The organism is Novosphingobium terrae (assembly GCF_017163935.1).
In the GTDB taxonomy this organism is placed as follows: domain Bacteria; phylum Pseudomonadota; class Alphaproteobacteria; order Sphingomonadales; family Sphingomonadaceae; genus Novosphingobium; species Novosphingobium terrae.
Genome location: NZ_JABVZR010000002.1, coordinates 2,486,250 through 2,511,078, shown reverse-complemented (window position 1 = coordinate 2,511,078; position 24,829 = coordinate 2,486,250). Strand labels below are relative to the sequence as shown.

Here is a 24,829-nt window from a genome sequence, read left to right as displayed (position 1 = left end):
TTGCCCGACGATGACCCATGTCCTGAGAGCCGCCAGCCAAGACGATCTGTCCGCCATCTATGAGATGGCCAAAAGCACCGGCGGCGGCTTCACCAACCTGCCCGCCGACCGCCCCAAGCTGCAGGACAAGCTGGATACCGCCGCCGCCTCCTTCGGGCGTTCGCCGAACGAGCTGGCCAGCGACATGTATATGTTCGTGCTGGAAGATCTGGAGACCGGCAAGGTGCGCGGCACCTGCCAGATCTTCTCCTGCATCGGCATGGATCGCCCGCATTATTCCTATCGCATCGATGCCTTCACCCATTATTCCAGCGAATTCTCCCGCGCGATCCGCAGCGAGATGCTGACGCTGGTGACCGATCACAATGGCAGCAGCGAGGTCGGCGGGCTGTTCCTGCATCCCACCGAAAGGTCGGCGGGCGCCGGATCGCTGCTGGCGCGCAGCCGCTATCTCTTTATCGCGATGCATCGCGCGCGCTTCGCCGACCGCACGCTGGCCGAGCTGCGCGGCGTGATCGACGAATGCGGCATCTCGCCCTTCTGGGACGGGGTGACGGGCCGCTTCTTCGGCATGCCCTTCCGTGAGGCCGATGAGTTCAAGGCGGTGCGCGGCGCGCAATTCATCGCCGATCTGATGCCCAAGCACCCGATCTACACCGCCATGGTGCCCGAAAGCGCAATGGCGGTGATGGGCGTGCCTCACCCCTCTGGCCGCGCGGCGCAGCGCATGCTGGAGAAGGAAGGCTTCGCCTACCGTAATTACATCGACGTCTTTGACGGCGGCCCCACCATGGTCTGCAACACCGACGATATCGTCACCATCCGTCAGGCCCAGCAGGACCAGATCGTGGCCATTCAGGACAATGACGGCACCGAAAGTCTGGTGGCGCATGGCCGGTTGGACCACTTCCGCGCCGCCTATGGTCGCGTCCAGCCGACCGAAGGCGGCATTCTGCTCGATCCCGCCGCTGCCGAGGCGATCAAGGCCTCACCGGGGCAAGTGATCACCCATATTCCGCGCTGATTTCCTTGGCTGCTTCCTCCAGCAGCCAATCGCGCAATTGGGCGAAATGCGGCATCTGCAATTTCGCTTTGGGATAGACCAGATAATAGTTGCGATCCTCGGCCAGAGCGCGCTCCACCGGGGCCACCAGCGCGCCGGACTGCAGCTCGGGCTGGATCAGAAAGCTGGGCAGCAGCGCCGCCCCGGCCCCCGCACAGGCCGCCTGCGCCAGCATCGAGAAATGCCCCATCACCGAAACGGCCCGATCCGCCGGACAGGCCACATCGCTGAGCGCAAACCATTTCTGCCAGGCATCGCGCCGCGCGCTCTGTTCCAGCAGCGGCACACGCAGAAAATCTTCCGCAGTCTTCACCCCTGCGCTTTGCGCCAGCGCCGGTGACAGCACCGGGATCACCCTTTCGCGAAACAGCAGGTCATGCTCCACATCAGGCCAGTCAGGCGGGCCCACGTGAATGGCGGCATCGAAAGCCTCATCGGCGAAGTTGAAGATATCGATGCGCGCGGCGATGTTCACCACCAGATCGGGGTCATGCATCAGCAGGCCGGGCAGGCGCGGCGCGATCCAGCGCATGCCGAAGGTCGGCAGCGTTGCCAGATTGACCACCCGCCCCGATCCATGCCCCAACATATCGCGCGTGGCCGCGCGGATTTCGCTTAAGGGCCGGGCGATGCGGTCCAGATAAAGCCGCCCCTGCTCGTTGAGCACGATGCGGCGCCCCACACGATCGAACAAGGGCTTGCCCAGCCATGTCTCAAGGCTGGCGATATGGCGGCTGACCGCGCTTTGCGTGAGACCAATGCGCTCCCCCGCCAGCGAGGCGCTGCCATAGCGCGCCGCCGCCTCGAAACATTGCAGCATGGTGATGGACGGCAGCAGCCGCCGGTCATCCTGATCCATTCCATTCACTCATATCAATCGGCATTTTATGCATGAGATTGCTCAGGCCGAATGGGTTTATCAGGAGTTCAAGGAATAACAAAAGGCTGATACGCATGCTGGAGGTCAATTTCGACGGGCTGGTCGGCCCCAGCCATAATTACGCCGGGCTCTCGCTGGGCAACATCGCTTCGGCCACGCATGCGGGCAGCGTCTCAGCCCCGCGAGAAGCGGCGCTGCAAGGACTGGCCAAGATGCGGCAGATGATGGCGCTGGGCCTGCCGCAGGGCCTGCTGCTGCCCCATGACCGGCCCAATGCCGCATGGCTGCGCCGCATGGGCTTTACGGGCAGCGATCTGGAAGTCTGCCGCGCGGCATGGGCCGCCGATCCGGCGCTTTTCCGCAACAGCTTTTCCGCCTCAGCGATGTGGACGGCCAATGCCGCCACCGTCTCGCCCCGGCCTGACAGCGCCGATGGGCTGACGCATCTGTCCGTCGCCAATCTGGCCTCCATGCCTCACCGCAGCATTGAGGCGCCGCAGACGCAGCGGCAGCTCAGCGCCCTTTTCGCCAACGTCCCCTGCGTGCGCGTGCATGCCCCCCTGCCCGCCCCCTTCGGCGATGAGGGCGCGGCCAATCATATGCGGCTCGCCACCAGTCATGGCGCCGAGGGGCTGGAAATCTTCGTCCATGGCGCGGGCCCGGTGGGCGGTTTCCCTGCCCGCCAGCATCGCCTTGCAGCGGAAGCTCTTGTTCGTCGCCACAATCTGCCAAGCCGCAACGCCCTGCTCGCCCGCCAGAGTGACGAGGCCATCGCGGCAGGCGCCTTCCACAATGATGTGGTGGCGGTCGCCAATGAAACCGTGCTCTTCACCCACGAACAGGCCTTTGCCGATCGCGACGCCCTCTACGCCGCCATCCGCCAGCGCCTGCCCGAAGCCCAGATCATCGAGGTGCCCGCCGCCCGCGTTTCACTGGCGGATGCGATCCGCTCCTATCTGTTCAACTCGCAACTGGTGACGCTGCCCGAGGGCGGCATGCTGCTCCTGCTCCCCGGTGAGGCGCGCGAGGTGCCCTCGGTGGTCGCGTGGCTGGAAGACCTCATCGCCTCGAACGGCCCGATCCGCAGCACGCAGTTCATGACTCTGCGCGAATCCATGCGCAACGGCGGCGGCCCGGCCTGCCTGCGCCTGCGCGTCGCGCTGGAGGAAAGCGAGTTGGCCGCACTCGACCAACGCTTCCTGCTCACCGAAGGCAAGGCCGATGCGCTGGCCGACCTCATCACCCGCCACTGGCCCGAACACATCGCGCCGGAAGACATCGGCAACCCCGATCTATGGCAGCAATGCTGGACCGCCCGCGCCGCCCTGCTCAACCTGCTGGGCTTCGGCAAGGAGGAGCTGCGATGACCGCGCCAGCCGCCAATCAGCCCTTCATCCGCATGGCCCGCATGGCGGATCTGGACGCCCTGCTCGCCCTTGCCGCGCTCTCCGGCGGCGGCATGACCAACCTGCCCAACGACCGCGCCGCCCTGCAGGAACGCCTCGCCTGGAGCGAGGATTCGCTCGAAGTGCAGATCACCGCCCCGCAGGACGAGTTCTACATGCTGGCGCTGGACAACGGCGCGGGCAAGGTCATTGGCACCGCCAGCATCTTCTCGCGCATCGGCGTGCGCTGGCCTTTTTACAGCTACAAGAGCGCGCGCGTCACCCATGCCTCGCGCGGGCTCAACCGCAGCTTTTCCACCAATGTCCTCCATCTGGTGAACGACTTCGACGGCGCCACCGAAATCGCCGGACTGTTCCTCCACCCCGATGCGCGCACCGGCGGCATGGGGGCAATGCTAGCGCGCAGCCGCTACCTCTTCATCGCCCAGCACCGCGAGCGTTTCGGCGATCAGGTGGTGGCCGAACTGCGCGGCTGGATGGAGGGCGACACAAGCCCCTTCTGGGACGCGGTGGCCGGCCCCTTCTTCGGCGGCGGCGTGCTGGAGGCCGACCTGTTCAACGCCATGCATGGCAATCAGTTCATCGCCGATCTGATGCCGCGCTATCCGATCTACACCTCGATGCTGCCCGCCGCCGCACGCGAGGTGATCGGCCGCCCGCATGAAAAATCCCTCCCCGCCTATCGCCTGCTGATGGGCGAGGATTTCCTCGACGACGGCTATTGCGACATTTTTGACGCAGGCCCCACCGTCCATGCCCGCACCAACCATATCGCCACCATTCGCGACTGCGTGGTGGTGGATGAAACCACGCCAATCCGCACCAGCAAGGGCCTGATCGCAACAGGCCGCCTCGGCGACTTCCGCCTGTGGAGAGAGGAACAAGCAGCATGATCGAGACCCAGGACAAGCCCAAGGCCCAGGAACTGATGGGCGTCTACAACCGCGCCCCGCTGGAAGCCGATCACGGCAAGGGCGTGTGGCTGTATGGCCGGGATGGGCGCGCCTATCTCGACTGCGTTTCGGGCGTGGCCACCAACAGCCTTGGCCATTGCGCGCCGGTGCTGGTGAAAGCGCTGACCGATCAGGCCGAAAAGCTCTGGCATGTCTCCAACATCTTCCGCATTCCGCAGCAGGAGGAGCTGGCCCACAAGCTGGTCGAAGCCTCCTTCGCCGACACTGTTTTCTTCGCCAATTCGGGCACGGAGGCGGTGGAATGCGCGCTGAAAACCGCGCGGCGCTATCACCACGCCAATGGCGCGCCTGAAAGGATCGACATCATCGGCTTTGCCGGGTCCTTCCATGGCCGCACCTATGGCGCGATCAACGCCTCGGGCAATCCCTCCTATCTGGAGGGCTTCGGCCCCCGCATGCCCGGCTTCATCCAGCTTTCGCTCGATGACAAGCCCGCCATCGAGGCTGCCCTGCGCGCGCCCACTGCCGCCGCTGTCATCGTCGAGCCGGTGCAGGGCGAAGGCGGCGCCCGCGCGCTCGATGCGGAATGGCTGCGCTGGATTCGCGCCCTCTGCAACGAGACCGGCACGCTGCTGATCCATGACGAGGTGCAATGCGGCATGGGCCGCACCGGGCGCCTCTTCGCGCATCAATGGGTGGAGGACGCCGCGCCCGACATCATGGCCATCGCCAAGGCGCTGGGCGGCGGCTTCCCCGTCGGCGCCTGCCTCGCCACGGAGAAGGCCGCGAAGGGCATGACCGTGGCGGCGCATGGCACGACCTTCGGCGGCAATCCGCTGGCCATGGCCGTCGCCACCGCCGCTTTCGACGCCATCGCTCAGGAGGAGATGATGGCCCATGTGCGCAGCATCTCCGATCAGCTTTTCGCCGGTCTGCGCGAAATCGCCGCGCGCTATCCCGATCTGGTGGTCGATGTGCGCGGCAAGGGTCTGCTGATCGGCGTGAAGCTGGTGCCCAACAACCGCGCCATGATGGCCACCGCCCGCGAGCATGGCCTGCTGGTGGCAGGCGGCGGTGAGAACTGCATCCGCCTGCTGCCCCCGCTCAACATCACCAGCGAGGAAGCCGCAGAGGCCCTGACCCGTCTGGAAGACGCGCTGGCGGCAACGCGCACCGCCGGTTGACAGCTTGACCCCGAAGGCGAGAATGACCCCATGATCCTGCAATCGACCAACCCGGCTAACGGCGCCATCATCTGGGAGGGGCCTGTGGATGGCCCGGCGGAATGCCAGCAGGCGCTGGAGCGCGCCCGCGCCACAGCGCCGCTCTGGGCGCGCACGCCGCTGGAGGACAGGCTGGCCATCGCCCGTCGTTTTGGCGCTTTGTTGAAAGAACAGCTGGAAGGTTTCGCCCGGCTGATCGCGCAGGAAACCGGCAAGCAGCTGTGGGACAGCCGGGGCGAGGTCAACGCCATGATCGGCAAGGTGGAGATCTCCATCGCCGCTCAGGCCGAACGCGCGGGCCTGCGCGAGCAGGAGATGCCCTTTGGCCGCTCGGTGCTGCGCCATCGTCCGCATGGGGTGATGGCGGTGCTGGGGCCGTATAATTTCCCCGGTCACCTGCCCAATGGGCATATCGTTCCGGCGCTGATCGCGGGCAATGTGGTGGTGTTCAAGCCCTCGGAAGAAACGCCTGCGGTGGGCGCGCGGATGGCCGAACTGTGGGCCGAGGCCGGCTTGCCCGAGGGTGTGTTCCAGATCGTACAGGGCGGGCGGGAAACCGGCGCGGCTCTGGTTGCAGGCGATATCGATGGCCTGCTGTTCACGGGGTCGGCACAGGCCGGGCGCGTGTTCCGCCGCGCCTTTGCCGACCGCCCGCATGTCATTCTGGCGCTGGAACTGGGGGGCAACAATCCGCTGATCGCTTGGCCAGAAGACATCGGGGACGGTGAAGCTGAGGCCGTCGCTTCTCTGGTCAGCCATTCGGCCTTTATCACCACCGGCCAGCGTTGTTCCTGCGCACGCCGCCTGATCCTGCCCAGCGGCGCTGCGGGCGATCGGGTGCTGGAAGCGGTACTGGCTCAAGCCGCAGCCCTGCCCGTGCGCGCATGGGACGAAGAGGAAGGCTTTATGGGCCCGCTGATCTCGGCCCGCGCCGCCCATAAGGCATGCGAGGCCGTAGCGGCCCTCACCGCTTCCGGCGCCAAGCTGTTGCTGCCCCCCGCCGCGCCGCGCGGGGACGACAGCGCCTTTATGGGCGCCGCCGTGCTGGAGGTGACCGGCGTCGCCACTCCGGACGAGGAAATCTTCGCCCCGGTGTTGCAGGTGATCCGCGCCGACAGTTTCGATGCCGCCATCGCCGCCGCCAACAACACCAGCTTTGGCCTTTCGGCGGGGCTGATCGCGCAGGACGCAGCGCTGTGGGAGCGTTTCGCTTCGGAAATCCGTGCGGGCGTGGTCAACTGGAACCGCCCGACGACCGGTGCCGCCTCGGCCATGCCCTTTGGCGGGCTGGGGGACTCGGGCAATCACCGGCCCAGCGCGGCCTATGCCGCCGATTACTGCGCCTATCCCGCCGCCAGCTTCGAGGCGCCGCGTATCGAAAGCCTGCCCATCCCCGGATTGCCGCAATGACGGAGGCGCTCACCAGCGCTGAGCAAGTCGTGGTGGAACAGGCCATGGCCGCGCCCATGCTGGATCAGGTGCTGGGCTGGGCCGCGATCAACAGCGGCAGCCGCAATCTGGCGGGGCTCGCCACCATGGCCGAGCAACTGGCGCAAGGCTTTGCGGCCTTGCCCGGCGAGATCGACCTGCTGGCCCCTGAACCGGTCACGAAGATCGACGCGCAAGGCCGGGAAAGCGATGTCACCCATGGCCGCAATCTGCTGCTGACGGTGCGCCCGCAGGCTCCGATCCAGCTGCTGCTGACCGGCCATATGGACACCGTCTTCGAGGCCGACCACCCCTTCCAGACCTGCCAATGGCTCAGCCCCGGCGTGCTGAACGGGCCCGGCGTGGCCGATATGAAAGGCGGCATCGCCGTGATGCTGGGCGCGCTGAAAGCATTTGAAGCCTGCCCCGATCACGAAAAGATCGGCTATCAGGTGGTGCTGAACAGCGATGAGGAGGTGGGCTCGCCCGGCTCCGCGCCTTTGCTGCGCCGCGCGGCTTCGGGCAAGCTGGCAGCCTTCACCTATGAGCCCTCCGCCCTGCCCGATGGCACGCTGGCCGGGGCGCGGCCCGGCAGCGGAAATTTCTCGATTGTTGTGAAGGGGCGCAGCGCGCATGCCGGGCGCAACCCTCAGGATGGGCGCAATGCGGTGATCGCCGCCGCCGATCTGGCGCTGCGGCTCAGCGCTCTGGTCCGCCCCGGGCTTAGCGTCAATTGCGCGAAGATCGAGGGTGGCGGGCCCAACAATGTCGTGCCGGATCATGCGGTCTTGCGCGTCAACATCCGGCCGCTGACGCCCGAGGATCAGACCTTTGCCGAGCAGGCGCTGGACCGGATGATCGCCGAAGTCGCCGCCGCGCATGATCTGCATATCCATCGCCACGGCAGCTTCGCCCGCCCGCCCAAGCCCATCGATGCGCCGGGCCGGAAGCTGCTCGAACTGGTGCGCGATTGCGGACGCCTGCTGGGTCAGGAGATTGGCTGGAAAGACACCGGCGGGGTTTGCGACGGCAACAACATCGCGGCCTGCGGCGTGCCGGTGGTCGATACGATGGGGGTGCGTGGCGGCTCGATCCATTCCGCGGAAGAATATCTGATCGCCGACAGTCTGGGCGAGCGTGCCGCCCTCAGCGCCTTGCTGCTGTGCCGTCTGGCCCGCGATGGCCGAGCCTTGATCGGCTGACGTCAGCCTGGCGAAGTGGCCCGGATGAGGCGGGCGGCGGCATCCCCGGCGCTCTCCAGATAGCTTGGATCGCGGTGGAGCAGCACCACAGCAAAGGCCCCGTCAAGCAGCAGCATGATCTGCCGCGCCAGAGCCATGGCCGCCTCCTCGCCATGGTCTTCCTGAAGCACCTGCGCCAGCCATGCCTCAACCCGCTTCTTGTGCTGCCGCCCGGCCACCAGCGCCGGATGCCCGGGCCGGTCCACCAGCTCGACCGAGGTGCGCAGAAAGCCGCAGCCCTGCCACTTGGGATGCCGCGCCGATTGGGCCAGATGGCGGAAAATGCTCTCCACCCGCGCTGCCGTATCGCCTTCGGCTTGCGCGAACCAGCTTTGGAAAAGGGCCAGATTGGGCTCGTCACGCGCTTCCAGATAGGCGGCGATCAGATCATCCTTGCTGCGGAAATGGTAATAGACGCTGCGTTTGGTCACCCCGGCCTTTTCGGCAATGGCGTCCAGACTGGTGGCGCGAATGCCCGCGCCCTGAAACAGCCTGTTGGCCGCGCCAAGAATGCGCTCACGCGCCGAAGGAAGCTTTTTCACCATGGTTTCAAGTATACCGCAGAGTGAGTATACTTGAAACCGGCACATGCCTATCCTTGCGCCCATGACAGGCCCCGTTCCCACCCCGCATGGCGACCCCATGGTGATCCGCTGTGCCGATGGTGTGGTGCTTCACGGCCATCTCTGGCGCGCAACGGGCGAAGCTTCAGGCAGCGTGATCATCAACAATGCCACCGGCGTTCTGGCGCGCTATTACCATCGCTATGCGCGCTTTCTGGCGGCGCATGGTTTCGATGTGCTGACCTATGACTATCGCGGCATCGGCGCCTCGCGCCCGGCCCGGCTGAGGGGATGCACCTATCGCTGGCGCGACTGGGGCGAGCAGGATTTCGCCGCCGCCCTGCGCCTGATGCATGAGCATCGCCCCGCAGCGCCGATCTCTGTCGTCGGCCACAGCATCGGCGGCTTTTTGCCCGGTCTGGCGCCGGGTGCCGAGCGGATCGACCGGATGCTGACCGTTGGCGCGCAATATGCCTGGTGGGGCGATTATGCGCGCACGGGCCGGGCGCAGCTCTTTGTGAAATGGCATCTGGCCATGCCGCTGCTGACGGCGCTGTTCGGCTATTTTCCGGGCCGCCGTCTGGGCTGGCTGGAGGATCTGCCCGCCGGCGTCGCTCATGAATGGAGCTTCCGCCGCAAGCATTTCGAACGAAACCATCCAGCCCGGGAACGACAGCAGGTCGTAGCCCGGATGGCTGCAGTGACCGCCCCGATCCTGGCCGTGGCCGTGGCCGATGATGAAATCGGCTCGGTGGCGGCCATCCGCCGGACATTGGGGTATTATCGCTCTGCCGCGCGCACCGCTGTCCTCCTCAAGCCCGCCGATTATGGCTTGCAGGCGATCGGCCATTTCGCCCTGTTCCATGACAGCCATGCTCCCACCTTCTGGGCCGAGACCTTGCGGTGGCTTCAGGAAGGCCGGAACCCTTGGCCAGATGCCGTGATCGCAGAACAGCCGCCGCACTGAAAAGCTGCTCGGCCAACCATGGCAGGCCGAGCCGCTCATCATCAGGCGCCCTGGATCAGGCGACCCAGCGGCATCAGCGGGCCCACCGGGATGAAGTCATAGGCGGCGATCCCGGCCACCATGATCGGCATGGCCTCGACCACGGCCTTGGCTGCCTCGATCGACTCGACCTCCATCAGGAAGATCGGGCCCGGCCGGTCCTTGCGGAACCAGAACTGTTCGATGGGCCCATCGAGATAGAGTTGCAGCGTGTGGGGCACTTCACGCTTCAGGATGTCGTCACGCTCCTCATCCGAAATGGGCTTCACGATCGAGCCGATGGCGAAAACTTTCATGGGTAGTCTCCTTCTGCATGGCCGGAACATCCTTCCGGGCGCCCCTTGATCTAGCCATCCGGCCCACAGCGTGATATCGGCGTAAATGACATTATTGAGGCCATTCACGCCAAATGCGTATCATCATCCTCGCTCTGGAAGGGCTATTCGACACCGGGCTGACCGCCACGCTTGACGTGTTCTCCACCGCCAACTCGCTCTCCGCCGCGATGATGGGCGGCGCGACCCGTTTTGATGTCTCCATCATGGGCATGCGGCGCCGGGTGCGCTCGGGTCAGGGTCTGATCATTCCGGCGACCCCGCTGAACCGGGACGAGAGGCCGGATTGGGTTATCGTGCCCGCGCTCAAGGCCGTGACGCCCGACACGCTGCTGCCGGCTCTGGCGCGCGGCGATGTCCGTCAGGCTGTCGACCAGATCGCCCGATGGCAGGCGGGCGGGGCGCGGATCGCCGCGGCCTGCGTCGGCACTTTCGTGATCGCCGAGGCCGGTGTGCTGAACGGCAGCCCTGCCACCAGCACCTGGTCCCTCGCCCCGCTGTTCCGCCAGCGCTATCCGCAGGTCGATCTCGACGAGACGCGCATGCTGGTGCCCAGCGAGACCGGCGTGACCGCAGGCTCGGCCATGGGGCATCTCGATCTGGCGCTCTGGCTGGTGCGGCAGGCCAGCCCGGAGCTGGCAACGCTGGTGTCCCGCTATCTGCTGGCCGATATCCGCTCCTCGCAGGCGGCCTACATCATCCCCAACCATCTGGCGCAGGCCGATCCGCTGGTGCTGCGCTTCGAACGCTGGTCGCGCGAGCATCTGAGCGAAGGCTTCTCGCTTCAGGAGGCCGCCTCGGCGCTGGCCACCAGCACCCGCTCGCTGCAACGCCGCTGTCAGGCCGTGCTGGGCAAATCGCCGCTGGCCTATTTTCAGGATCTGCGTGTGGAGCGCGCCCGCTCGCTGATCCAGGGCAGCGGGCTGAGCCTTGAAACGATTGCCGCCGAAGTCGGCTATGCCGATGGCGCCACGCTCAGAACCCTGCTGCGCGAGAGGCTGGGGCGGGGCGTGCGCGATCTGCGCGCCGATCTGCGATAGGGGCGACTGTCACCAAAGTTACGCAAAGCCACGGTAGCGCGGCGGACACGAAAGGCCCTCTGCCCGGGACCACACATCATGTCCGTCGCTACTGCCTCGCCCGAGATCATCCGCTGGGTCGCCACGCATGTGGTGCCTCAGGAAGGGTCCGTGCGCGCCAGCCTGCGCCGTCTGGGCGTGAGCCAGAGCGATGCCGACGACATCATTCAGGACGCCTATTGCCGCTTCGCCAGCCTGACCAGCGTGGCGCATATCGACCGGCCCGGCGCCTATTTCATGCAGACCGTCAAAAACCTCTGGCGGGATCATTTGCGCCGCGCGCAGATTATCCGCTTCGAGGATTTTACGGAAAATGCCTCCAGCTTCGTTGAGGCAGAGGCGATGGGCATCGAGGAAGCCTGCGCGGCGCGTCAGCAGCTGCGCATGGTGGAGGCGATGTTGGCGCGGTTGCCCGAAAGGTGCCGCACCATCTTCACGCTGAAACGCGTGGAGGGCCTTTCGCAAAAGGAGATTGCCGCGCGCCTTGGCGTCAGCGAAAGCGTGGTGGAAAATGACGTGCAGAAGGCCCTGAGGTTGATTCAGGCCGAAATGCGCGCCACAGCATGCCTGCCCGGGGAGGACACCGGACCGGCGCAGGAACACGGACACTTACTTGATAGGCAGCGTCGAAACTTCGTCATCAACGGTTGAAGCTGCCGCCGCGCGCTGGGCGGCGGCCCTCGACGCGAACCCGGACACCACGCCTGAGGGCCTTGAAGCTTGGCTCGCGCAGCATCCGCGCCATGCCGGGGCGCTGTTGCGCGCTCAGGCCACGCTGGCGCTGTTCAGCCCGCCGGTGCAGGCCGTGCCGGATGCGGAAGCACCCCCGGCGCTCACCCGCAGGGCCATGGCGCAGGGCTGGATGCGCCGTCATCAACGCTGGGTGGGCGGCGGCGCGGCTCTGGCGGCAGCGGGGATCGCCGCTGTGCTGCTCTATGCGCCGGGCACGGATCGCTATGCCACCGGCACGGGCGAGATGCGTCAGGTGACCCTGGCCGAAGGGTCCTCGCTGTCGCTCGATACGCAGACCAGCCTGAAGGTGGCGATGGAAAGCGACGCCCGCGTGGTGCGGCTGGAGGAAGGTCGTACCCTGCTGCGCGTGCGGCATGATGCCAGCCGTCCCTTCCGCGTGAGGGCGGGCGCTGTGACCATCACCGATATCGGCACGGTGTTTCAGGTGATCCGCCGGGGCGATGCCGTCACCGTGCTGGTGAGCGAAGGCATGGTCGAGGTCAGCGCACCGGGCGGCAAGCTGCGGCTTGGCGCGGGGCAGACCGCCAGTTTCGACGGCCATGGGATGCCGATGGCCCAGGCCATGTCCGCCGCCGCCATTGAGCGCGCCACCGCCTGGACCAACGGACGCATCGAACTGGATGGCGACAGGCTCGACGCCGCCATTGAGGAGATGAACCGCCACAACCAGCTGAAAATCACCCTGAGCAATCCCTCATTGGGCGGCGAAAAGCTCTATGGCGCCTTCCGGCTGGACGATCCCGCAGGCTTTGCCCGCACCGCCGCGCTCAGCGTCGGCGCTCAGGCCCGCGATCAGGGTGAAGCGATCCAGATTATAAAATAATCATAAAGATCAAAGGAAATTCCGCCCCGCCCTGTCGAACAGGCAAAGGCCCAAAGGGGGGCCGTTTCTGCGGGGACTATCATGCTTTCCTTCCGTCGCCATCTGATTGCGACCACCACTCTGGCGGCTTTGGCCGCCACTTGCGTGCAGGCTCAGGCCGCCAGCCCGATCTCCAGCTTCAACGTGCCGGCGCAGGATGTGACCAGCGCGGTGCGCCTCTTCGCGCGGCAGACTGGCGTGCAGATCGTCGTTTCGGGCAGCGTGGCGCAGGGCCGCCGCAGCCATGCCATCTCGGGCCGGATGGGCACGGGCGAAGCGCTCAATCGCATGCTGGAAGGCACGGGCCTTGCCGCCAAGGCCACCGGCGAGAGCACCTATGTGATCGTGGGCGGCGCGCCCGATCCCACCCCCACCGCCTATGATGAGGCCGATAGCCATGACCCCATCGTCGTCACCGGCGCGATGGTCGCCCAGCGCGAGGCCGTTGCGGAAAAGCGCAATGCCGACAACACGGTGGAAACGCTGCACGCCAATGATGTGGGCAAGCTGCCCGACCAGAATGTGGCCGAAGCCATCAAACGCCTGCCCGGCCTGACCGCCGCCAACGATCAGGGCGAGGGCCGCTATGTGGTGATCCGCGGCATCGATCCGGGTTTGGCGAATGTGACCCTCAACGGCATGACCCTGCCCGCACCCGAGCCCGATGGCCGCCAGGTCAAGCTGGACGATATTCCCAGCGCGATGATCCAGTCCGTCTCGGTGTCGAAATCGCTGCTGGCCAGTCAGGATGCCAATGCCATCGCCGGTGAAGTGGCGATCCGCACCAAGACGGCGTTTGACAGCAAGAAGATGTTTTTCGTCGATGCCCGCGCCTCGGTGGGGCATTATACGCTCAACAACAAGACGCCCTATGATCTGGACGCCACGGTGGGTGGCCGCTTCGGCGCCGACAAGCAGTTCGGCGCGGTGATTTCCGCCAGCTATTCGCGCCGCCCCATCGAGAGCGAGAATTTTCAGGGATCGAGCAACTGGTCTTCCGCCGGAGCGCCGGACGGCAATGGCCTGCGCGATTACAATCTCTCGCGCACGCGGCTTGGCTTCGTCGGCAATTTCGACTGGCATCCCAATGAGAAGGTGAAGCTCTACCTGCGCACCTCCTATTCCGAATTTCAGGATCACGAGACGCGCGACCAGAACCGCCTCGCCGTGACTGCCTATGACACAACCACCGGCGCGCCCACCAAGGGCACCGCCACCATTCTGGTGCGCCGCCGCGAAGAGAATGATCACACACAAAGCGCCATTCTGGGCGGTGATTTCGCCGATGTCGCGGGCGGCACGCTGTCCATCGCAGCAGGCTACACGCGCGCGGTGAAGCAGGACCCGCTGCGCAGCGAATTCACCTTCACCACGGCCAAGGGCGGGGTCAATCTGGCCTATGATGGCTCGACCTATCCTTACACGCTGACACCCAGCACCGCGGGCTATTTTGGCAATGCCAGCAATTTCTATTTCAGCAAATACAACATCGAAAGCCGCTATGCCTATGAGCAACTGTGGCAGGGCAAGCTGGACTACACCCACCCGCTGGAGATCGGCGACGGGTCGGAATTCAGCATCGGCGCCAAGATCACCGATCGCCACAAGGATGACGATCACAACAAGATGACCTACTCGGCCACCTCGACCAAATGGTATCTGGGCAATGTGGGTTACACCGGCAACACCGGTTTCTATGGCAACCAGTTCTCCTTCGGCCAGCGCATCAACTATTTCGCCGCGCGCGACTATCTGATGGCCAATCTCTCCACGCTGGCCACCGGTTCCACCACCACCTCGGGCAACATCTCGGACTCGCTGGCCAGTGACTATGATGTGCGTGAGCGGATCACGGCAGGTTATGTCCAGCTGAAGCTGAAGTTCGGTGCGCTGACACTGATCCCCGGCCTGCGCGTCGAGAACACCTATGACAGCACCAAGGCCAAGATCGTTAACGCGGCCTCAAAGATCACCGATGGCTTCAACACCTTCGGCAAGGTCAATTACACCGATCTCTTCCCCGGGCTGAATGCCAAATATGACATCAACAAGGATCTGCTGCTGCGCGGCGCGGTGACGACGTCCATCGGTCGCCCCAACTATCCGCAGCTGGCACCCTATGTCACGGTGACCGACACCTCGCAGACCGCCACGGCGATCTCCATCGGCAATCCCAATCTGAAGCCCTATCGCGCGGTCAATCTCGATGCCTCGGTGGAATTCTATCCAGCCAAGGGCAGCATCATCTCGGCGGGGATCTTCACGAAATCCATCGACAATCCGATCTATTCGACCACCACGCTGCAGAACAATGTGACGCTGGGCAATGTGCTCTACAGCGCGGCCAATGTGACCCAGCCCTTCAACGCCGATCACGAAAATGTCACCGGCGTGGAATTCAACGTGCAGCACCAGTTCACGCAATTGCCCGGCGCGCTGTCCGGTTTCGGCATTTCGGCCAATTTCAGCCATGTGTGGGGCAGCGCCAATGCGGCGGCGATCCGCAGCGGCAAGGTGCCGCTGGCCTATCAGTCCAAGAATGTCGGCACGGCGCAGCTGTTCTATGAAAAGTATGGCTTTGGCGCGCGTCTGGCCTTCTCCTACCGCTCGGCCTATCTCGACACGCTGGGCAGCTCGGCGGCGACGGATCAGTACACCGATGCCAATGGCCAGCTCGATCTGCATGTCAGCTATCAGATCATTCCCGCCGTCACCGTCTTTGGCGATGCTGTGAACCTGACCGATGCGCCGTGGCGCCGCTATATGGGCGCCAACCGCAACTGGCTGATCGAGCGTGAGCATTACGGCACCCAGCTGCGCGGCGGCGTGCAGGTGCATTTCTGATGCGGCGCGTTTTGGCCGGCGCCGCTCTGGCGCTGATGGCGGGGGTCGCGCATGCGGCCCCTGCTCCCGAAGGTCTCACCGTTGACCGCGTGGTGATGCTGATGCGCCATGGCGTGCGCCCGCCCACCAAGGCCCAGCCCATGCCCGCCGAGGTGACGCCCGAGACATGGCCCTCATGGCCTGTCGAGCCAGGCTTCCTCACCCCGCATGGCGCGCTGGCGGTGGAGCGTCTTGGCGCCAGTGATGGTGCGGTGTTGCGCGCGCAGGGCGTGATCCCGGCGAAGGACTGCCCCACCGTCCGCATCGTGGCCGACAGTGACCAGCGCACCATCGAAACCGCGAAAAGCTGGGCCAAAGCCCTGGCGCCCGGCTGTGCCATGCCCAGTGACCACCAGCCGCAGGGCAGCAAGGACACCCGCTTCGGCCCGATCGAGGCCGGTCTGGTCAAGCTGGACCCGGTGCAGGTGGACGCCGCCGTGGCGCAGGGCGTGGGCCCGGGCGGCATGGCAGCGGTCGAGGCGGCGCATCGTCCCCTGCTGGCGCTGGCCGATCATATCCTGTGCAAGGATGGTCCCTCGGCAACTTGCGGCATCGGGGGCCAGCCCAGCGTGATCGCTCCGGCCAGTGCCGGCAAACGGCCCAAGATGGCGGGCGCGCTGGATCGCGCCTCCACCGTGGCGCAGATCATGCTGCTGGAATATGGCGAGGGCAAGCCGCTGGCACAGGTCGGCTGGGGCCGGGTGACGCCCGCCCAGATCGCCCGGCTCTCGGCGCTGCATGCGCTGGAGTTCCGCCTGCTGGCGCGGCCTTATCCAGTGGCCTCGGCCAATCTCTCGAGCCTGTTGCCGATCATGCGTGAAGGGCTGACCGGCACAACCGCCGTCACCATGATCTCGGGCCATGACACCAACATCGCCAATCTGGGCGGGCTGCTGGATCTGCACTGGCAGGTGCCCGGTCTGGCGCTGGACGACCCCGCGCCCGGCGGCGCTATCGTGCTTGAGCGGCTGAAAGCGCGTAACGGCAAACTCTATGTGCGGGCCTCCTACCGCGCCCAGTCGCTGGAGCAGATCCGCTCTGCCGCGCCGCTGGGAGTCAAGGGCGCCTATCGCGTCACCATCCCGCTGCCCGGTTGCGCCGCCGAGGCTCAGGGTGACCTGTGCCCGCTGGACAAGGCACTGCACTTGCTGGGCGAGGGTTGAACGAAGGGGCGGCAGGCGCACCAACCTGCCGCCCGCTTTGCATCAGAAGCCAAACAGCGCCTGCCGGGCAATCTTCTGGGCGCCCATGGCATCCTGCCTGTCCTGCGCGGCCTGCAGCGCGTCCCAGTCCAGCCGGTCCAGCGCGCCATCGATGTGCTTGAGGAAATCGATGGCCATATCGGCAGCCTCCACACAGTTTTCGCGGAAGGGGAACTGGTCGAGCTGCCACACGCCTTCCCATTTGTTCTTGCGCAGCGTGTAGAAGAATTCGAACAGCTCGATGGGGTGGACGGTGCCCGCCACCATATCATCGTCCCAGCTGCGCAGATTGTCGTTCACATCCATGCCGAACAGGCGGCCATGATCGATGGCCAGCTGCGCGGAATCCGCCGGGCTTTCCCCGCCGAACAGCGCATGGCCGAAGTCGAGCAAAATGCCCACGTTGGGAAGCCCCATCGCCTCGATCCCCAACAGCGTGCGGGCGACCGAGGAATAGCTCATATGGACGCGCGGCTCGCGCGGCTTGTATTCGATGACGAATTTAAGGTCCGGATTCTGGCTGGCCAGCTCACCGATGCCTTCCACCGAATAGCGCCAGATCTGCTTGTAATCGGCCTGAAAAGGATAGTCCCAGCCATCCTGCCCCGGCCACAGCTTCACGTAAGATGCCCCAAAACGGCGCACCAGATCGGCGGCCTGATTGCACATCTCATTGGCACGGCGACGCACACCGGCGTCGGGGTTCGTGAAAGCGCCCTTGGAAAATTCCCGCGTATAAATCTCCGGCGTGATGCCGATCACCGAGAGGTTGTTGCGCTTCAACGCCACCTCGACCTCATCGACCGAAATTTCCGGGCTCCACGGCGCATTGATGTCCACCACCGAGAGATCGCGCACCTGCCCCGCCAGATCGATCATCTCGATCAGCGTCTTGGCCGGGCCATAGCCATCGGTGGCATAGCGGTCGAGATAGGTGGCAAAGTGCCAGATACCGGCACCGAAGGTCAGCTTGCTCATGACAATCCTCTCACAGATTGGGGGGAATAGGGCTCAGCGCCCGAGGGCAAAATTGTTCAGACGCGCGGCATTGGCGCGAGTAATCAGCAGGCAGTCCATAATCAGCTTCTCATCCTGCCCGGTGCTGCCGGTTTTCAGGAAGCGATCCGCCAGCTCGACGGCAAACTGCGCCTGCCGCCATGCCGGTTGCAACACCGTGGCCACCGCCTTGCCCTGCTGGATGGCATCGCGCACATCGTTGGAGCCATCGAAGCCGACCACCACCACATCCTGCCGCCCGGCCCCCTGCAGGGCAGCGATGGCGCCCATCGCCATCGTGTCATTCCCGGCAATCACCCCCTTGATCTCGGGGTGGGCCTGAAGGATCGACTGCACCTTGGTGAAGGCCTCGGACTGGCTCCAGTTGGCCGATTGCCGCGCGGTCAGATGCAGGGCCGGATACTGGTCCAGCACCTGATGGAAGCCCTTGGAGCGGATCGCCGCATTGGTATCGGACTCCTTGCCGACCAGCTCGACATAATCGCCCTTTTCTCCAAGGCCCTGCGCAAAGGCCTGAGCCCCCTGCATCGCGCCCTGATAATTGTTCGAGACGATCTGCACCTTGGCCACCCCGCGCGCCGCGATTTCGCGATCGATCAGGAAGACCGGGATGCCCGCATTCTTCGCCTTGCGCACGGCGGCCACACTGGCCTCCGACCCGGCATTGTCGAGGATGATCGCGGCGGCATTGCGGGCGATGGCGGTGTCGATTAGCTCGCTCTGCCTGAAGGCATCGTCACCGTGCGAGAATTTCAGCGTCTGATAACCCAGTTCGGACGCCCGCGCCTGAGCGCCCAAAGCCTCCTGACCGAAGAAGGGATTGTCCAGCGAGGGCGTGATGACCACGATCAGATTGGATGCCTTATGTGCCGCCTGTCCCCAAAAGGCCAGCGCGCCCAGCGCCACCGCGCCCAAGGCAATCCCCACAACCGTGCCACGCCCAAGCTTCATGCAACAATAACCTCTATTCCCGCATCCTCGAACCGCGCCCTGTCGGCGTCCGAGATGCCGCTGTCGGTGATCAGGCCATGGATCATGCTGACCGGCCCGATGGCTGAAAAACTGCGACGCCCGATCTTGCTGGAATCGACCACCAGCCAGACCTTCTCCGCGCTGGCGATCATCGCCCGCTTGATCGGCAGATCGCCCAGCGAGGGAATGGTAATCCCCTCCTCGATGGAGACCGCCGCCGCCGCCAGAAACAGGCTCTTCACGAAAAGCCCGTTGAAATAATCCGCCGACCCCTCGCCGCTGACCGACAGGGTGGGCGCCTTGAACTGCCCACCCGGCATCAGCACGGTGATCGAGGGCTGAGCGCCCAGCATCAGCGCGATGTTGAGGCCATTGGTGATGACCGTCAGATCGCGCCGCTCCAGCAGGCCCGCCGCCACTTCCGAGGTGGTCGAGCCGCTATCCAGCGTGATCGTCTCGCCATCACCAACCAGCGCGGCGGCAGCGCGACCGATGCGCTGCTTGGCATCCATATTCTCATGATGCTGCAGCGCCATCGAGCGCACCTGATGCGGCACGGATTTGAGATAGGCCCCGCCATGCACCCGCTCGATCTGGCCATCGGCTTCCAGCCGCTCCAGATCCTGACGGATCGTCACCTCCGAGACATTGAAGGCCTTGGAGAGGTCGCGCACCCGCGCGCTGCCTTCCTCGCGCATCCATTCCATGATCTCGGCCCGGCGCCCTTCGGCGAAGCGCGCGCCGCTGCCTTCAGAACGACGATGTTCGTCCTCATGCTTCTCTTGCGCCATTCAACCCAGCCTTTCCTGCAAACGATCAAGAACCACAGCGGTGACGATCACCGCGCCCTTGATAACCATCTGCCAGAATTCGCTGATCCCGACCATCACCATACCGTCGCCCAGCACACCGATGACGCAGGCACCTGTCAGCGTGCCCGCAATGGTGCCGCGCCCGCCGGTCAGAGAAGCCCCGCCCAACACCACCGCAGCAATGCTGCTGAGTTCGAATGATTCACCCGAAGCCGGATGCGCCGCCTCCAGATCGGAGGCGACCAGCATGCCGACCACCGCCGCCATCGCCCCGGAAATGGCGTAGACGGCATATTTGATGCGATCCACCCGCACGCCCGAGAGCAAAGCGGCCCTTTCGCTGCCGCCAACGGCATAGACGCGGCGCCCAAAGGTGGTGCGCGCGGCGACAAAACCCGCGCCCAGCGCGATGATCGCCAAAATCCACACCGGCACCGGAATGCCCAGCACCATTCCCGCGCCCAGCCATGAGAACCCCTCATTGCCCAGCGCCGGATTGCCGACAAGATTGGGGAAGGTCGCGCCGTTGGACATCAGCATCGCCGCGCCGCGCGCCATATAGAGCATGCCCAGAGTGGCGATAAAGGGCGCCACCTGAAAGCGGTTGACCATCAGCCCGTTGAACAGGCCCAGGGCAGCGCCCAGCGTTACCACCATCGCCACCATCAAGGGCACCGAGGGATAGATCACCAAGCCCAGCGCCGTCAGCGGCAGGCCATTGAGGATCAGCGCCCCGGCCACCATCCCGGCCAGCCCGGCAATCGAACCCACCGAGAGATCGATGCCCCCGGTCAGGATCACAAAGGTCATACCGATGGCCAGAATCGCCACGATGGCAATGTGCTTGAGCATGATCAGCGCATTACCAAGCGACAGAAAATTGGGCGCCAGCACGGCAAAGATCGCCACCACCACCACCAGCGCCAGCACCGTGCGGAATTTCAGCAACAGCGCCATGGCCTGCGCCTTTCCCTGAGGTTCGACGGCTTGCGGTTCGATACTGGTGGCCAAGGCCTTGCCCTTTTCCCTGATGGATTTCGCCAGAGTGTTCATGCAACCACCGCTCTTTCCGCATTGGCCGCGCCGATCAGCATCGCCTCGCTGGCCTCGCCCGCCGCCACATCCAGCGTGATCCGCCCCTTGGCGATCACCACGATGCGGTCAGCGATGGCCAGCGCTTCCAGCACATCGCTGGTGGTAAAGACCACCGCCAGCCCGTCCTGCGCCAGCTGGCGGATGCGGGAAAAGACCTCGGCCCGCGCGCCGACATCGACCCCGCGCGTCGGCTCATCGAGCAGCAACGCGGCGGGACCAGGCATCAGTGCCCGCCCGATCAACGCCTTCTGCTGATTGCCGCCCGACAGTGAGGTGATCGCCACCTGAGGCGTGGCTGCCTTCACCCCCAGCCGCGCGATCATCTGGCCGATGGCACTGACCTCTTTCTCGGGCTGAACCACGCCTGCGCGGGCAAAGCGCGCCAGATCGCTGAGCGCCATATTGCGCCCCACATCCAGATTGGGAAACAACCCCTGCGCCTTGCGGTCTTCGGAGACGAAGAGCAGGCCCTTCTCCACCCGCTGGGCAATGGACAGGGCGGTGATGTCCTGCCCGCACAGCGTAACCGTGCCGCTCTCCGCCGCGCGAGCGCCAAAGGCAACCTCCAGCACTTCGGTGCGCCCCGATCCCAGCAGGCCGTAGATGGCGAGGATCGAGCCCGCGCGCGCCTCCAGATCGACATACTCCAGCGCCGCCCCGGCCCGGTCCCGCCCGCGCGACACGCCCTTAAGCGTCAGCACCGGCGCACCTTCCGCGCAAGGACCGCTGGCCTCGCGTTGCAGCTTGCCGTTTTCACCCAGCATCTGCTCGATGATCCAGCCGACACTGGCTTGGGTAGCAGGCCGATTGGCCACGATCCGCCCGTCGCGCATGATGGTGATGGCATCGCCCACGCGCAGCAGCTCTTCCAGCCGGTGCGAGATATAGACCAGCCCGACCCCGGCGCGTTTCAGATCGCCGATCACCTCGAACAGCACCTCGACCTCGGCCTCGCTCAGCGCCGAGGTGGGTTCATCGAGGATCAGCACCCGGCATTCCTCAGCCAGCGCCTTGGCGATCTCGACGATCTGCTGCTCACCGATGCTCAGCGTATCGACGCGGCGATCGGGATCGATGGTCTGGCGCAGCCGGGCGAGCAGCCCGCGCGCCGCCTTACGCTCGCCATCCTTGTCCAGCAGCGTGCTGCCCGAGCCGAGCAGGAAGATATTCTCCGCCACGGTCAGATTGGGGCACAGGTTCAACTCCTGATGCACCATGCCGATGCCCCGCCGCGCAGCATCGCGCACGCCGTTCAGTTGCACCGACGCGCCATCGATGGAAAGGCTGCCCTCGGTGGGCGCCTCGATCCCGGCCAGAATCTTCATCAGCGTCGATTTGCCCGCGCCATTCTCGCCGATCAGCACATGGACCTGCCCGGCCTGCACCGCGAAATCCACGCCATGCAGCGCGGTGATCCCGCCATAGCGTTTGACTACGCCGCTTGCGGAGAGCAGCGCCGTCATGCGCCGGTGACTTTCAGCGGCATCACCTGCCATGGCTCACCCTCGGCAGGCGCCTGGGTTGCGCCGATAAAATCGACCTGCGCTCCGGGCGTCAGATGCGCTGCCACCGGCGCCACGGCGCGCAAGGCATGATCGTTCAACGCGCCCGCCACCGCGCCATAGGCCAGCTGATCAGGCAGATCGTTGAAGGACAAAAACTTCAGAGAATCGCGCAAGCCCGTGGAGAGCACCACCGGCCCCAGCGCCACCGACACCGGCCCCACCCCCGCAACATCCACCACCATCACTCCGGCGCGCGACTGGTGATCGATGGACACCACCCTGCCCCGCGCGCTCACCATAAAGACCCACGGCGCCTCACTGGAAGCACGCCGCCCATGCTGCGCACCGTAAGCATCGAGCGAACCGGCCTTCGCCTGCCCCGCCAGGGGCGCCAACGGCACGGCGGCAGAAGTCAGCGCCGGAACCACCTTGCCCTGCCACATGCCATCCACCAGCGCGGAGGCATCGAATCCCCCCTGCGCCGCAGCGCGCATCTGGCGATCCTGCTCCAGCGTCAGCACCTTGCAGCCGCCCAGCGCCGCCACAAGGGCAGCAGCAGCGCCAAAGCGCAGTGCAAGCGTGGTGTTCAGTCCCTTGGGGGCCACGACTATCCTCTCTTTGCAATCTTTTGTGATCGCCTTCGTTGGAGGCAAGCTAACGCCAACATCGCCCCCTGACAAGCACACTTACGCAAAAAACATAAGGAAACGAAAAAATCGAAAGGCAATCCCTTGCCAATAACTTTCGATTGCGATAGCCAGACCCTCGATAAGGAGAGCCGATGCCCATGCCCCAACCCCTGTCGCAATCCGGCGCAGACACAGCCCAGCGCGTCGCTCACGTGCGCACTATGGCCCGCTGGGTGCGCCAGCGCGCTCTGCGCATGGCCTTCGAGGCCAAGCAGGGCCACCCCGGTGGCGACCTTTCGGTCACCGACATTCTGGCCACGCTTTATTTCGATGCGATGCGTTACGATCCCGCCAACCCGCGCTGGGCGGGGCGCGACCGCTTTATCCTTTCCAAGGGCCATGCCACCGGCGCGCTCTACAGCACGCTGGCGAAGGCCGGTTTCTTTCCCGAGGACGAGCTGACCTCCTATATGCAGCCGCTCTCGCGCCTTAACGGACACCCCAACCGGGTGAAGATTCCCGGCGTGGAGACCAACACCGGCCCGCTGGGCCACGGCATGCCCATCGCCGTGGGCATCGCCATCGCCGGGCAGATCGATAAGACCGATTACCGCGTCTTCGTCACCACCGGAGACGGCGAATTGCAGGAAGGCAGCAATTGGGAAGCGGCGATGACCGCAGGCCATCGCAAGCTGTCCAACCTCACGCTGATCGTTGACCGCAACCGCCTGCAACAGGGCGCCTCGACCGAGGACACCGTCACGCTGGAACCGCTGGCCGACAAATGGCGCGCTTTCGGCTGGGCTGTCGAAGAGGTGGACGGCCATGATATCGCCGCGCTGCTTCCGCTGCTCGACGGTTCGCTTGCGCGTGACAAGCCGCTGTGCATCATTGCCAATACGGTGAAGGGCAAGGGCGTGTCTTTCATGGAAAACAAGGCGGCCTGGCACCACGGCATTCCCAATGCCGAACAATTCGCCCAGGCCATGCAGGAGCTGGAAGCATGAGCGCCGCCGCAAGCAAGACCGGCCTCTTCGATTGCCGCGACGCCTATGTCGCCACGCTCGAAGCCTTGGGCGCCGAGAACAACGATATCGTCGCCGTGGTGAATGACAGCGTGGGCTCCAGCAAGCTGGGCAAGTTCCGCGACACATTCCCCGAGCGCCTGATCAATGTCGGCATTGCCGAGCAGAATATGGTCGGTGTGGGCGCGGGCCTTGCCAATGGCGGCAAGGTGGCCTTTGTCAGCGGCGCCTCCTGCTTTCTGACGGGCCGCTCGCTGGAGCAGGTGAAGGCGGACGTTGCCTATTCACAGGCCAATGTGAAGCTTTGCGGCATTTCCAGCGGCGTCGCCTATGGCGAGTTGGGGCCGACGCATCACTCGATTGAGGATGTGGCGTGGCTGCGCACCATGGGCAACATCGACATCATCGTCCCCGCCGACCCGTGGGAGACCGAACAGGCGATCCGCCATGCCGCCGCCACCGAGGGCCCGGTCTTTATCCGCATCAGCCGCATGGGCGTGCCCGCACTGGAACGCCCAGAGGATGCGCAATTCCAGATCGGCAAGGCAGAGGTGCTGCACACAGGCGACGACGCCGCCATCCTCGCCAATGGCACCGTGGTGTGCCGCGCGCTGGAAGCCGCGAAAACCCTCGCGGCAGAGGGCATCCACGTCCGCGTGGTCAATATGAGCAGCATGTCGCCCATCGATGAGGCGGCGATCCTTGCTGCCGCGCAGACCGGCGCCATCGTCACCGCCGAAGAACATTCGGTACGCGGCGGCCTTGGCGGCGCCGTGGCCGAGATCGTGGCGCAGCACACGCCCTGCCGCCTGAAGATCCTCGGCTTTGCGGGCTTCCAACCCACGGGCTCGGCGGAGTTCCTGATGGAGCAGGCCGGACTGACCGCCGAGCATATCGCGGCCAGCGTCCGCACCCTGCTCGACCGGTAAGCGCCGC

General features: G+C 65.2%; 23 protein-coding genes. 14 read left to right on the top strand and 9 right to left on the bottom strand.

Annotation, left to right across the window (positions count from 1 at the left end):
• The first annotated feature begins 10 nt into the window (after positions 1 to 10).
• Positions 11 to 1,024: an arginine N-succinyltransferase gene (locus HGK27_RS28865; RefSeq protein ID WP_206244233.1), complete on the top strand. Its 1,014-nt coding sequence runs from the start codon at positions 11 to 13 to the stop codon at positions 1,022 to 1,024.
• Here HGK27_RS28865 and HGK27_RS28860 read toward each other — a convergent pair.
• On the bottom strand, positions 1,005 to 1,922 hold the full coding sequence (locus tag HGK27_RS28860) for a LysR substrate-binding domain-containing protein (protein ID WP_206244232.1): 918 nt from the start codon (positions 1,920 to 1,922) through the stop codon (positions 1,005 to 1,007). The genes HGK27_RS28865 and HGK27_RS28860 overlap by 20 nt on opposite strands.
• Positions 1,923 to 2,017: 95 nt before the next feature.
• Between HGK27_RS28860 and HGK27_RS28855 the strand changes: the two genes are divergently transcribed.
• From HGK27_RS28855 to HGK27_RS28835, 5 genes are read left to right on the top strand one after another with little or no spacing between them, the layout of a single operon-like run.
• The gene (locus HGK27_RS28855; RefSeq protein WP_206244231.1) at positions 2,018 to 3,310 is read left to right on the top strand and encodes an N-succinylarginine dihydrolase; all 1,293 of its coding nucleotides are present in this window, start codon (positions 2,018 to 2,020) and stop codon (positions 3,308 to 3,310) included.
• Complete coding sequence (locus HGK27_RS28850) at positions 3,307 to 4,242, top strand: arginine N-succinyltransferase (RefSeq protein WP_206244230.1); 936 nt, start codon at positions 3,307 to 3,309, stop codon at positions 4,240 to 4,242. The genes HGK27_RS28855 and HGK27_RS28850 overlap by 4 nt, the downstream gene beginning before the upstream one ends.
• Entirely contained in the window at positions 4,239 to 5,447 is a 1,209-nt protein-coding gene (locus HGK27_RS28845) for an aspartate aminotransferase family protein (protein WP_241127571.1), read from the top strand. The genes HGK27_RS28850 and HGK27_RS28845 overlap by 4 nt, the downstream gene beginning before the upstream one ends.
• Before the next feature lie 30 nt (positions 5,448 to 5,477).
• Positions 5,478 to 6,896, top strand: coding sequence for a succinylglutamate-semialdehyde dehydrogenase (gene astD, locus HGK27_RS28840; RefSeq protein ID WP_206244229.1), 1,419 nt, complete (start codon positions 5,478 to 5,480; stop codon positions 6,894 to 6,896).
• Complete coding sequence (locus tag HGK27_RS28835) at positions 6,893 to 8,116, top strand: hydrolase (RefSeq protein WP_206244228.1); 1,224 nt, start codon at positions 6,893 to 6,895, stop codon at positions 8,114 to 8,116. Before astD ends, HGK27_RS28835 begins: the two co-directional genes overlap by 4 nt.
• Before the next feature lie 2 nt (positions 8,117 to 8,118).
• Here the strand turns inward: HGK27_RS28835 and HGK27_RS28830 are convergent, their stop codons facing one another.
• Positions 8,119 to 8,700 carry a TetR/AcrR family transcriptional regulator gene (locus HGK27_RS28830; protein WP_407674671.1) on the bottom strand — a complete coding sequence of 194 codons (582 nt, stop codon included), beginning with the start codon at positions 8,698 to 8,700 and terminating at the stop codon, positions 8,119 to 8,121.
• Positions 8,701 to 8,743: 43 nt separating this feature from the next.
• Between HGK27_RS28830 and HGK27_RS28825 the strand changes: the two genes are divergently transcribed.
• Positions 8,744 to 9,685: an alpha/beta hydrolase family protein gene (locus tag HGK27_RS28825; RefSeq protein ID WP_241127570.1), complete on the top strand. Its 942-nt coding sequence runs from the start codon at positions 8,744 to 8,746 to the stop codon at positions 9,683 to 9,685.
• 41 nt (positions 9,686 to 9,726) lie between these two features.
• Here the strand turns inward: HGK27_RS28825 and HGK27_RS28820 are convergent, their stop codons facing one another.
• On the bottom strand, positions 9,727 to 10,020 hold the full coding sequence (locus HGK27_RS28820) for a hypothetical protein (RefSeq protein ID WP_206244227.1): 294 nt from the start codon (positions 10,018 to 10,020) through the stop codon (positions 9,727 to 9,729).
• 113 nt (positions 10,021 to 10,133) lie between these two features.
• Here HGK27_RS28820 and HGK27_RS28815 point away from each other — a divergent pair, with 113 nt between their 5' ends.
• The 5 genes from HGK27_RS28815 (at position 10,134) to HGK27_RS28795 (ending at position 16,799) form a co-directional block, all read left to right on the top strand.
• Positions 10,134 to 11,099, top strand: coding sequence for a GlxA family transcriptional regulator (locus tag HGK27_RS28815; RefSeq protein WP_206244226.1), 966 nt, complete (start codon positions 10,134 to 10,136; stop codon positions 11,097 to 11,099).
• A 78-nt stretch (positions 11,100 to 11,177) separates the two neighbouring features.
• On the top strand, positions 11,178 to 11,789 hold the full coding sequence (locus HGK27_RS28810; RefSeq protein ID WP_206244225.1) for an RNA polymerase sigma factor: 612 nt from the start codon (positions 11,178 to 11,180) through the stop codon (positions 11,787 to 11,789).
• Positions 11,752 to 12,714 carry a FecR family protein gene (locus tag HGK27_RS28805; protein WP_206244224.1) on the top strand — a complete coding sequence of 321 codons (963 nt, stop codon included), beginning with the start codon at positions 11,752 to 11,754 and terminating at the stop codon, positions 12,712 to 12,714. The genes HGK27_RS28810 and HGK27_RS28805 overlap by 38 nt, the downstream gene beginning before the upstream one ends.
• An 81-nt stretch (positions 12,715 to 12,795) precedes the next feature.
• Entirely contained in the window at positions 12,796 to 15,597 is a 2,802-nt protein-coding gene (locus HGK27_RS28800) for a TonB-dependent receptor (RefSeq protein ID WP_206244223.1), read from the top strand.
• The gene (locus HGK27_RS28795) at positions 15,597 to 16,799 is read left to right on the top strand and encodes a histidine-type phosphatase (RefSeq protein WP_206244222.1); all 1,203 of its coding nucleotides are present in this window, start codon (positions 15,597 to 15,599) and stop codon (positions 16,797 to 16,799) included. Before HGK27_RS28800 ends, HGK27_RS28795 begins: the two co-directional genes overlap by 1 nt.
• Positions 16,800 to 16,841: 42 nt before the next feature.
• Here HGK27_RS28795 and HGK27_RS28790 read toward each other — a convergent pair whose 3' ends face one another.
• Genes HGK27_RS28790 through HGK27_RS28765 form a run of 6 tightly spaced genes read right to left on the bottom strand, consistent with a single transcriptional unit; the run spans position 16,842 to position 22,844 of the window.
• Entirely contained in the window at positions 16,842 to 17,816 is a 975-nt protein-coding gene (locus HGK27_RS28790; RefSeq protein ID WP_206244221.1) for a sugar phosphate isomerase/epimerase family protein, read from the bottom strand.
• Between the two features lie 33 nt (positions 17,817 to 17,849).
• Positions 17,850 to 18,806 carry a D-ribose ABC transporter substrate-binding protein gene (locus HGK27_RS28785; protein ID WP_206244220.1) on the bottom strand — a complete coding sequence of 319 codons (957 nt, stop codon included), beginning with the start codon at positions 18,804 to 18,806 and terminating at the stop codon, positions 17,850 to 17,852.
• On the bottom strand, positions 18,803 to 19,618 hold the full coding sequence (locus HGK27_RS28780; protein ID WP_206244219.1) for a DeoR/GlpR family DNA-binding transcription regulator: 816 nt from the start codon (positions 19,616 to 19,618) through the stop codon (positions 18,803 to 18,805). The genes HGK27_RS28785 and HGK27_RS28780 overlap by 4 nt, the downstream gene beginning before the upstream one ends.
• Complete coding sequence (locus HGK27_RS28775) at positions 19,619 to 20,650, bottom strand: ABC transporter permease (protein ID WP_407674716.1); 1,032 nt, start codon at positions 20,648 to 20,650, stop codon at positions 19,619 to 19,621.
• A 38-nt stretch (positions 20,651 to 20,688) separates the two neighbouring features.
• Entirely contained in the window at positions 20,689 to 22,230 is a 1,542-nt protein-coding gene (locus HGK27_RS28770; protein WP_206244217.1) for a sugar ABC transporter ATP-binding protein, read from the bottom strand.
• Positions 22,194 to 22,844 carry a DUF2291 family protein gene (locus tag HGK27_RS28765; protein ID WP_206244216.1) on the bottom strand — a complete coding sequence of 217 codons (651 nt, stop codon included), beginning with the start codon at positions 22,842 to 22,844 and terminating at the stop codon, positions 22,194 to 22,196. Before HGK27_RS28765 ends, HGK27_RS28770 begins: the two co-directional genes overlap by 37 nt.
• Positions 22,845 to 23,020: 176 nt before the next feature.
• Here HGK27_RS28765 and HGK27_RS28760 point away from each other — a divergent pair, with 176 nt between their 5' ends.
• Both HGK27_RS28760 and HGK27_RS28755 read left to right on the top strand, forming a co-directional pair.
• On the top strand, positions 23,021 to 23,875 hold the full coding sequence (locus HGK27_RS28760) for a transketolase (protein ID WP_241127569.1): 855 nt from the start codon (positions 23,021 to 23,023) through the stop codon (positions 23,873 to 23,875).
• On the top strand, positions 23,872 to 24,822 hold the full coding sequence (locus HGK27_RS28755) for a transketolase family protein (RefSeq protein WP_206244215.1): 951 nt from the start codon (positions 23,872 to 23,874) through the stop codon (positions 24,820 to 24,822). Before HGK27_RS28760 ends, HGK27_RS28755 begins: the two co-directional genes overlap by 4 nt.
• The last annotated feature ends 7 nt before the right edge of the window (positions 24,823 to 24,829 follow it).